Here is a 9602-nt window from a genome sequence, read left to right on the forward strand (position 1 = left end):
TTCGCGCGCGAAGCCATCGGTGAGCCGTACGCCGGACCGCTCCTGGGAAGTCATAGCGTCAACGGTACGTCTCGGTGGCCGTGCCGCCCGGCTCCCCGGGGCCGGGTTCGGGTGCAGGGGCAGGTGCGGGCCCGGGTGCAGGTGCGGGCCCGGGGCGCGGACTGTTGAGTTCCGCACGGAGCGCCGCGATGTCCGCCGACAGTTGCCTCACCTGCGCCTGGGTGGCCGCCTGGTTGGCCTCGTCCTGTTCTGTCACCCGGTCGACGATCCACGAGGCCAGGGTGGCTGTGACCACACCGAGCAGGGCGATCCCGGCGATCATCAGGCCCGCCGCGATCAGCCGCCCCACCGGGGTCACCGGTGCGAGATCGCCGTACCCGACGGTGGTGACCGTGACCACCGACCACCACAACGCCTCGCCATAGGTCTCGATCGACCCACCGGGGGCTCCGCGCTCGGCGTCGAGCATGGCGAGGGAGGACACGACCAGCAGGATCGCCGTCGACCCCGCCGCGTAGGCGATCACCTGACCGCGCACAGCGGTCCCCGCCGAGCGTTGCATGACACTCAGCAGCATCACGAGCCTGAGCAGTCTCAACGGCCGCAGCATGGGCAGGGCGATGACCGCCACCTCGTACCAGTGCCTGATCACCCACCGCCCCCGCCGCTCCGCCAGCGACAGGCGCACCCCGAAGTCCACCGCGAAGAGCACCCAGGTCCCGATTATCACGACCTCGGTGACCACGCCCGCCGCGCCGACCGGGTTCACCAGAACCGTGACCGCGTAGGCGACGAGGAAGGCCAGCGCTGCCGCGATCAACGGCCACTCGGTCAATTCTGCCCACCGTTTTTCCGTCACCGGTCGATGATGACCGACATCTCGCCCAGAGGTCGGGCGACGTGACGACACGGTTACCGATCAGCCGATCAGGTTCTCTCCGGCGAGAACAGGGCGTACATTCCAGACAACTGAGGACTCGACCCGTCGATCGGCAGGTGTAGAGAGACGAGCCGGCGTCCACGCCCTGCGTCACCGACCGGAACCGAGGTTGCACCATGACGGCAAATGCGGTGGGCTTCGCGCTACTCATACTCGGGTTGGCGCTGCTGATCGGAAAGATCATCCGCGTCAAGGTGGGGATAGTCCAGTCACTGTTCCTGCCCAGCTCGATCGTCGCCGGGGCACTACTACTCCTGCTGGGACCCGAGGTGCTGGGCCGGTTCGGGGGGCCGTGGGGAGAGAACGGCCTGTTCACCGAGCCCATGGTCGAGGTGTGGTCCTCACTGCCGGGGCTGCTCATCAGCGTCATCTTCGCCACCATGTTCCTCGGTCAGCAGTTGCCGACCGCGAAGCGGGCCGTGAAGCTCGTGGGCCCCCAGCTCTCGCTCGGCGTGTCCCTCGCCTCCGGGCAGTACGTCGTGGGCCTGCTCCTGGCGGCCCTCATCCTCGTGCCGACCCTCGCGGCCGCGCCGATGACCGGCGCCCTCATCGAGATCGGGTTCGAGGGCGGCCACGGCACCGCCGCCGGTATGCGCCCGGTCTTCGACGAGCTGGGTTTCGGCGAGGGCGCCGATCTCGCCGTCGGACTGGCCACCGTGGGCATCGTGGGCGGGATCGTGATCGGCATCGCGATGATCAACTGGGCCGTGCGCACCGGGAAGACCGAGATCATCACCGGAAGCGCCAAGATGTCCATCGAGGAGCAGAAGGGCCTCTTCAGCAAGGACGAGTACTACTCCGCCGGCAAGATGACGTCCCGCCCCTCCTCCGTCGAGCCGCTGTCTCTCCACATCGCGATCGTCACGGTCGCGATCCTCGTCGGCCTCGCGATCCTGGAGGGCCTGCGCTGGATCGAACAGGCCACCTACGCATCGGTCATGCTCGACGAGAACACCCCGTTGGAAATCTTCGCCTACGTCCCCCTCTTCCCCATCGCCCTCCTCGGTGGCGTGATCGTGCAGTACGTCGCCACCAAGGCCGGTTTCGCCCACGTGATCGACGCCCAGATCATGCTGCGGATCCAGGGCTGGGCGCTCGACTTCCTCATCGTCGCCGCGATCGCCACGCTGTCCCTGCAGGCCATCGGCGAGAACATCGGCGTCTTCGCGATCCTCGCGGTGGCGGGGATCATCTTCAACGTCGCCCTCTTCCTCCTGCTGGCCCCGCGGATCATCGGCCGCTACTGGTTCGAGCGCGGCATCGGGGACTTCGGCCAGTCCATGGGCGTCACCGCCACGGGCCTCATCCTGATGCGCGTGGTCGACCCGCAGGCCGAGAGCCCTGCGTTCGAGGCCTTCGGCTACAAGCAACTGGTCTTCGAGCCGTTCTTCGGCGGTGGACTCATCACCGCCATGGCCGTGCCGATCATCTTCCTCACCGGCGTATGGCCGCTGTTCTTCGTGATGCTCGTGGTCTTCCTCGTGGCCGTGCTCTCCGGGTTGTTCTACTTCCGCCCCAGGGAGATGAGGGATCGGGCGGAGTGGGAGAAGGAGAAGGGGAGCTCCGGCGCGGAACAACCCGCGCGGGAGTGAGCCACGCCGGCCGCCTCGCCACCTAGGTCGAGCGGTGGTCGGCGCTCGCCGGTGACCCTAGGCTCGGCCGCATCCCGACCCCCTCACGAGGAGAGTTCACGGTGCCGTCACCCTCGTCCGACGTCAACGCCGGTGGCCCCGAGGTGAACCGGCGTCTGATCCTGTCCGGCTTCCTCTTCGGCTGCGGGATCGCCGGATCCGTCATCGATCTGTTCGTCTTTCACCTGCTATTGCAGTGGCACCACTTCTACGACCTGTCCACCACGAACGTCGCGCTCCTGGCGGACGGGTTGTTCCACGGCGCGACCTGGCTCATCACGGTGTGGGGACTGTTCATGCTGGGGGAGGTCAGGCAGCGGGTGGTCGTCCCGTGGTGGCGGTGGTCCGGCGCGGTTCTCGTCGGCGTCGGCTTCTTCCAGCTGTTCGACGGAATCGTGTTCCACAAGGTCCTCCGGATCCACCAGATCAGGTACGGCGTGGACCTGCTCGTGTATGACCTGGTGTGGATCGGCTCGGCTGTCCTCCTGCTGCTGTTCGGGCTGCTGATCCTGTGGCGGACAGCGGGCGCACCGGGCCGGACCCCGGCGTCCCTGCAGCCCCGGGAGTGAGTCGAGTGCCCCACGACCACGCGCATCCCGTGACCGCCGACTTCTGGATACCAGTGGCACTCGGTGTGCTTCTGCTCGCGGTGGCGCTCACCGCCTACCTGGTCGGCGTCCGTCGGCACCGGGCCAGAGGTCCCTGGCCCGGGTATCGCACCGCGCTGTGGACCGCGGGCCTGATCTGCCTGGGTGTGGCGTGGGTCGGCCCCCTGGCCTCGGCAGCGCACTCCGGCTTCACCGCCCATATGGGCGTCCACCTGCTCCTGGGGATGCTCGGGCCGCTCCTGTTGGTACTCGCCGCGCCGGTGACCCTCGCGCTGCGGACCCTCCCTCCCCGGCGCGCGCGAGCCGTCTCCGGTGCTCTCAGGTCACCGCCGGTGCGGGTACTCACCCATCCCGTCGTCGCCGCCGTGCTCAACGCCGGGGGGCTGTGGGTGCTGTACACCACCGATCTCTTCGCGCTGATGCACTCGTCGCAGACCGTCCACGTCCTCGTCCACGCGCACGTGTTCCTCGCCGGCCTGGCGTTCACCGTGGCGATGATCGGGCCGGACCCGAACCCGCACCGTGCGAGCTTCAAGACCCGCGCGGTGGCGCTGGTGCTGTTCATCGCCGCCCACTCGATCCTCGGCAGGTGGCTGTACGGCCATCCCCCGACCGGTGTCGATCCGGCGGACGCCAGGGCCGGGGCCCAACTCATGTTCTACGCCGGCGAGGTGGTCGACCTCGCGCTCCTCGTCCTGCTCTTCACCGGGTGGTATCCGGGATCCCGAAACCGGGGCCGGTACCTCCCCCGAAATCCCGCTCTCGCCCCCGTGCCAGATCACCTCGCCGGACGGACCGGCGGTTCCCGACAGACCGAGGAGACGAGACCATGAGCGACAACCGTGCACGGAATCTCGCGAGAGCGGCCAGGACCGGGCCGATCGCCGGAGTGCTCGCTCCGTCGCTTCGCCCCTCGCGAGGCCGCATGAGTCACTAGGGTTAAGGAAGCCCCACTTCCAGACCGAACCCAGGAGGACCCATGCGGAAGAAGTCGTGGAACGAACTGTCCGATGGTCAGAAGACCGCGATCCTGACCCTGATGTCCGTGCAGGTGTCGCTGGCGGTCACGGCGTGGACCGATCTGGCGTTCCGGCCGGCCGAGCAGGTGCGCGGCAGCAAGGGCAGGTGGGCTGCCATCATCGCGGTCAACTTCATCGGACCCGCCCTCTACTTCTGGCGGGGACGGCAGAGATGAGCTCCCGGGGACGGGCAGGGTTCGCCGCCGGTGTCCTCCTCGTCGCCGTCCTGACCCTCGGCGCGTGCGCTGCCGGGCCCAACGTCGACGTCTCCCCGGAGGGCCTCGGCTTCTGGTGGGGACTGTGGCACGGGCTCATCCTCCCGGTGACCTTCATCATCTCCCTGTTCACCGACACCGTGACCATCTACGAGGTGGGCAACAACGGCAACTGGTACAACTTCGGATTCGTCCTAGGAATCGCGTTGTTCTCCGGCCCCGCGATGGCGGGCTCGCGCCGCCGCTGACGCCCGGCACCTCCGGGGGAACCATCGCGACCGCGCGACCGAATCCGGCCCGGTATCCGAACCGCGGTCGACGGTGCGGTCGCGGTCGCGCATGATCTCGTCCAGTCGCCCCTCGTCCAGGCCGGACCATTCGACGTAGTCGTCCCACTCGCGTCCGGTCATGACGCCGAGAGGTCGAAGAGCAGGACGGCCACTCGTCCGAGCAGGTCCACCGCGGCGGAACCCGTGGTGTGGACCTCGCCGATGACGATGGGTAGGGGAATACTGAACATGTTCTCTCCTCGTGGTTGACGGTCGGGATCTCCGCCAGGCGTGCGAGGGGCGTGGGCCCGCTCACTCGTCCGGGGTGTGCAGGGCGCCGTTCCGGCGGCTCCGGATTAGGGCCAGGGCACCGCCGAGGATCATCACCGCAGCGGCCCCGGCCAGCCATCGGACGTCCGCTCCGGTGTTCGCGAGCGCACCTCCGGAGGTCGACGCCCCGGGTGCCGGGACGCCGGGTTCACCCGCGTGTCCGACCGTCGACGCCTTCCCCAGGCCCGTCGGGTCGTTCGGGGTCGACGGATCCAGTGGACGGTTCGGATCACCGGGGGTTCCTGGATCGGAGGGCCCCCCGGGTGTGCCGGGATCGGACGGCCCGCCGGGCGTCACCGGATCATCGGACCCGGGGTTCGGGCCGGTCACCGACCCACCGCCGAACGGAGGCAGCGGGATCGGGAGCGGGAGGATGATCAGCCCACGGGAGCTCGTGCGGTTCTCCAGTCCCAGCGCCACGGGATCCCCCGCGTCTCCGGTGAAGACCACCGTCGCCCCGGCCGGCTCGTTCTCCAGGCCCGTGACATCTGCACCCCCGGACTCCACGTCCCAGCGGATCTCGCCCCAGGAGACGTTGGGGACGTCGGTGGTGGCACCGGTCTCGACGAACTCGATCTCGGTGTCCCGCGGGAAGTAGACCTTCCCGCCGATCACGGTGGCCTCACAGGCCGCCGTGGGTACAGCCGCCTGACCGGGGACCACCTGCAGGATGCAGGATCGTTCCACCTCATCGGCGTCGGTCCAGGTGGCCGTCACTTGGAAGCTCGTCGAGGGGTCACGGGCGACCCGGGCGCCCTTCGGTCCGGTGACGGTCTTGACCACGTCGACCTCGGCGGTCGGGACGGGACGGTTGCGGATCTCGACGACGGCCTCGTCACCGGCGGCGATCTCGACGGTGTCCCGGTCTCCCGGTTCCCCGGCGTCTGCCGCGACGTAGTAGAACGGCCGGGCCCAGTCCATCCCGGGCAGGGCGTCGGGATCGACCTCCGAGAAGGTGATCACCGTCCCCCGCGGCAGATCCGCCCCGGAGCGCCACGCCCAATCGTTCGCGGCGTCGAGGGTGATGACCTCGCCCAAGGCGGGGAAGTCCGTCCCCTGCGGGAGCGGCGGATCGATCCCGTCGATGCGGACCTGGAACTCCGCCTCCGGCGGCAGGTCCGCGTCGCTGGCGGCGACCGGGTCGGAGCCGTCGAAGATGTACTTCGCGAACTCGATCGAACCCGGCTGCCACAGCGCCTCGTTGGTCAGGGTGATCAGACGGCCCTCGTTCGGGTCGTCGGAGACGATCCCCGTGGCGGTGCCGTCGGGGTTGCCGGCCAGCCACTGCTCGCCTTCGGGATCGGTGCCCCAGCTGATCGAACCCCACTCGACGCCGTCGATCTCCGGGCGGTCGAGTTCGCGGAAGGTCACCTCGGTGCCCACCGGGAGCTCGACGCCCAGCGGGGTGACCTCGCCGTCACCGACGGTGAGCTGCGTGGTCCGGAAGACCGTGCCCTCACGCCAGCGGGCCTCGACGCGGAACTCGGTGTCACCGGCCGCCTCGGCCGCCTCCCCGCTGACCTGCTTGGTCAGGCGCAGGGTGCCGTCGTTGGTGTCGACGACGTTGCGGACCGTGGCCTGGCGGAGCTGTTGGCCCACCGTGACCACCGCCGATCCCGGGGTGTCGACGGTGACGTCGCCCCGGAAGGCGGGCACGCTCCAGGCCAGTCCGTTCCCGTTGGCAGGGACCGTCTCGGTCAGGGTGACCTCGGTGCCACCGGGCAGGTCCTCACCCAGTTCGACGGGGGTGCCGTCAGCGGGGACGGTCAGGGTCTTCTCCTGTGGTGCGCCCTCCGCATCGGTCCACGTCGCCAGTACCTCGAAACCGCTCGGGACGGCGGCGTTGGACGCCTGGGGGCCGGCGAGCTCCTTTGTCACGGAGAGGGTGCCCTGGGTGATGGTCGCGGTATTGGTCAGCGTCACCGCGTTCGCTGCCGCATCGGCACCGATCACCAGTCTCTGGGGTTCGAAGACGGGTGCGGACCAGGTGATCCGGTCGGTGTCCGCGGGCGGCACCTCGGTGAAGGTCACGTGCGCGCCGATCGGCAGGCCCGTCAGTTCGTAGAAGCCTCCGTCGGTCAGGGTGAAGGGCCGGATCTCGGCGCCGGCCGGGCCGTCACCATCGAGGTCCACAGCTGCGTGGACCACGTAGGACTCGGTTCCCGTGAGTTCACCGACGGCGTCGCCGACCACGCGCTTGGTGACGGTGGCGGATCCGTAGAACGCGCGGTTGACCAACTCCACCGCCACGTTGGTGCGGGGTTGCAGGGTGATCAACGCCTGGGTCCGGTCGTCGTTGAGCGTGACACCGGCGGCGGGTGAGAATCTCCCGGGACCGAAGTAGACGCCGCCGGTGGCCGGGGGCGCGATCTCGGTGAGGCGGATGGTCCATCCCGACCCGCGGCTGTTGCGCCCGGAGACCGGGTCGTCACCTGCCCGGACCTGCACGGTGTACGACGCCTCGGGCGACTCGGTCGCGGGGTCGACGCCCGGCGCGAACTCCTCGACCCGAACGGAGTAGGTGGTGTCCTCGGGAACGTCCTCGGACCGGCGGTCCAGGGACTTGCTCAGCGAGAAGGACCCGCGGTTGACGCCCTGACCGGTTCCTCCCCCGCCCCAGGTCTGCCGGACGCTCTGGGTCAACTCACGGCCGTAGTAGCCGATGGTGTTGCCGTACGTCGTACCCCGGGCGTCAAGGCCACCACTGGCGGTGCACAGGGTGTAGTCGACGCGGTACCGGAGCTCACGGCTGTAGTCCCCGGCGTCGGCATCCCTCGGGAGGGTGAGCGTGAGCTGGTTTCCGTCGCGGACCACCGTGGTGTCGGCGGTGAGGTCCCGCTCGGGGTTGACGCCGGCCGCGCCGAGGAAGTCGCGTGCGGTGACGCGGAGACCGAGATTCTGCTTGAGATCATCACCCGCCTGGCAGACGGTCAGGGACTCCGAGAAGGTGTCCGTGAGCACGGCCGGCTCGGTGACGTCCTCGAGGTGCCGACCCGGGATCTCGACCGCCCAGTCGATGGTCGTGCCGGCGGGCTGGATCTGCCCTGCCAGCTCGCGCGCAGTGGTGTTGAGGGTGCCGTTCTTGCTCGAGCTGAAGGACGGGCCCCGCACGGTGGCACCGACGGGAGAGGTGTTCACCATCGCGGTGTTGCCGAAGGAGTCGCCGTTGTCGGGCACCTGGCCGGTCGTGATGCAGGTGCTGTAGTTGACGTAGTAGTACTTCTCGGGGTCGAAGGCCTCGATGTCGTCGGGCACGAAGGACAGGTCGAATCCGGTGGCTCCGGGCTCGGCTTCGTGCGCCACGGTGAACTGGCCGGTGACGTTGGTGCGTCCGGGGGCCTGACCGTTCGCGCCCGGCAGGTAGTTGCCACGGGTGATGGTCGGGGCCAGCCCCTGGGCGCAGACGGCGTGGTCGCCCTGGAGGGTCTCCCGGATCGTCACCGCATGGTCGGCGTTCGCCGCGATGAAGGAACCCGGGACCATGATGGTCCAGTTGAGGGTTCCGTAGCGACTGTTGCCACCCGGGAGGGAGCCGGACTTGGACGGGGACACGGCGGGACGCCAGTCCTGCCCGACGCCGACGGCGCCGACCACGGCGTCGCCGATGGTCACGGAGTTGTCGTAGACGACCGGGGCGCCCCCGGCCTCGGGGATGTCCACCTGGCCGCTGGTGGTGCAGGTCGTGTACTGGATCCGGTACACCTGGTCGGCGCGGAACGCGCTGCCATTGGTGATGCCGATGGTGACGGGGGTTCCGGCGCCGCCCGGCTGAGTGACAGCAGCGCCGTTCGGGACAGCGGTGAGCGCGCCCGGCCGCCCGGACTGCAGCGTCGGGGTGAGGCGACCAGCCTCGCACAGCTGCATGTTCGACGACAGGGTGTCGGGCAGCGAGACCTGCCCCGTGCCCGCGCTGTCGAGCGCGATCAGCGCGCTGCCCGGGATGTCGATCGTCCAGCGCACGGCGGCCTTGTCCGGCTGCAGCGCCCCCGACTTCGTGGCCGGTCCGAGGTCCTGACCATCGGAGATGCCGCCGCCGCCGGGGAGCCGGCCGTCCACCGTGACCTGCCCGTTGACCCGGAACGGGAGCTCGGCGGCAGTGGTGTAGGCCACGGCCCTCGAGAAGAGGGTGAAGGTGCCCTTGACGTCATCGGGGCGGTCGGTGACCGCATCGGTGAGGGTGCAGTTCATCGTGTTCTGGCTGACCACACAGGTGCCCCAGACGGTGTCGTCACCGAGTAGTTGGAGGGTCTGGCCGTTGGGGATCTCGAGCTCGGCGGGAAACGCCACGCTGAACTCGTCACCGGGCAGCGGTGCCCTGTCTCCGGTGGTGGCATCCCAGGTACCCGACACCGAGACGCTGTCGCCCACCTTGAGCTGCTGTCCCGGGCCGCCGCCCTCGACGCGGATCTCCGTGATCGCCACTGTGATCCCGGCGTTGATGGCGTAGGGGGAGACCACCTGGTCGGACGCGTGACGAGGCACGACTCGGACGTCCGACGTACCCGGTGCGGACGGGGCGAGGTCCACGGGGCCGGCACCCGGGGTCGCCGGCACGGGCGCCTGCGTGGTGGACCGCGCCGTCGCCGCGTC

The 9602-nt window shown here is 69.4% G+C and carries 7 protein-coding genes; 5 read left to right on the forward strand and 2 right to left on the reverse strand.

Going from position 1 to position 9602, the window contains the following annotated elements:
- Positions 1 to 58: 58 nt before the first annotated feature.
- Entirely contained in the window at positions 59 to 859 is an 801-nt protein-coding gene (locus tag G6027_RS08885) for a potassium channel family protein (RefSeq protein WP_346995668.1), read from the reverse strand.
- A 197-nt stretch (positions 860 to 1056) separates the two neighbouring features.
- Here G6027_RS08885 and G6027_RS08890 point away from each other — a divergent pair, with 197 nt between their 5' ends.
- From G6027_RS08890 to G6027_RS08910, 5 genes are all read left to right on the forward strand, one after another.
- A complete protein-coding gene (locus tag G6027_RS08890; RefSeq protein WP_182636854.1) occupies positions 1057 to 2532 on the forward strand; it encodes a sodium:glutamate symporter in 1476 nt (491 codons plus the stop codon).
- A gap of 101 nt (positions 2533 to 2633) precedes the next feature.
- On the forward strand, positions 2634 to 3140 hold the full coding sequence (locus tag G6027_RS08895; protein ID WP_182636855.1) for a DUF2243 domain-containing protein: 507 nt from the start codon (positions 2634 to 2636) through the stop codon (positions 3138 to 3140).
- Between the two features lie 5 nt (positions 3141 to 3145).
- The gene (locus tag G6027_RS08900; RefSeq protein WP_346995669.1) at positions 3146 to 4012 is read left to right on the forward strand and encodes a cytochrome c oxidase assembly protein; all 867 of its coding nucleotides are present in this window, start codon (positions 3146 to 3148) and stop codon (positions 4010 to 4012) included.
- Between the two features lie 146 nt (positions 4013 to 4158).
- Positions 4159 to 4374, forward strand: a complete 216-nt coding sequence (locus tag G6027_RS08905) for a hypothetical protein (RefSeq protein WP_182636856.1) — start codon at positions 4159 to 4161, stop codon at positions 4372 to 4374.
- Positions 4371 to 4661: a (2Fe-2S) ferredoxin domain-containing protein gene (locus G6027_RS08910; RefSeq protein WP_182636857.1), complete on the forward strand. Its 291-nt coding sequence runs from the start codon at positions 4371 to 4373 to the stop codon at positions 4659 to 4661. Before G6027_RS08905 ends, G6027_RS08910 begins: the two co-directional genes overlap by 4 nt.
- A 333-nt stretch (positions 4662 to 4994) precedes the next feature.
- On the opposite strand, the gene G6027_RS08915 is transcribed toward G6027_RS08910, so the two are convergent.
- Positions 4995 to 9494, reverse strand: a complete 4500-nt coding sequence (locus tag G6027_RS08915) for a DUF5979 domain-containing protein (RefSeq protein ID WP_187702745.1) — start codon at positions 9492 to 9494, stop codon at positions 4995 to 4997.
- Between the last annotated feature and the right edge of the window lie 108 nt (positions 9495 to 9602).

Origin of the sequence: Dietzia sp. SLG310A2-38A2 (assembly GCF_014145095.1) — a bacterium.
GTDB lineage: Bacteria > Actinomycetota > Actinomycetes > Mycobacteriales > Mycobacteriaceae > Dietzia.